The organism is Mesorhizobium sp. M8A.F.Ca.ET.165.01.1.1, assembly GCF_004792065.1.
Taxonomy (GTDB): Bacteria; Pseudomonadota; Alphaproteobacteria; order Rhizobiales; family Rhizobiaceae; genus Mesorhizobium.
The window spans coordinates 1-297 of record NZ_SRTH01000213.1; the positions used below are offsets into that span (position 1 = coordinate 1).

The window sequence follows — 297 nt, forward strand, 5'->3', positions numbered from 1 at the left end:
ATTCGCGACCATGACCGATCTGGCCCTGCCCTGGCTACCTGAAACGATGGTTACCTTCGATCGCATCGTCATAGATGATTTGGTGCAGGAGGCGCAGATGAGCAAGCCTATGGTGAGGCCCGAGCTCGTTGCCGGCGACCTGTCAGGTTTGGTCGGCGGCGATGTGCCAGGTCGTCAGAGCGCAAGTGAGCGAACAGCTTTCACGTTCCGCGGCATGGCGGTTGGTGATCTCGCACTAGCCGGCCTGGCATTCGCACGCGCGAAAGCGGTCGGGGCGCTGGATGTCCAGTATCGGAC

At 61.3% G+C, this 297-nt stretch carries 1 pseudogene; it reads left to right on the forward strand.

The features are described from left to right. Positions 1 to 10 precede the first annotated feature (10 nt). Positions 11 to 297: pseudogene (locus EN808_RS35805) on the forward strand (ornithine cyclodeaminase family protein); the annotation flags it as partial.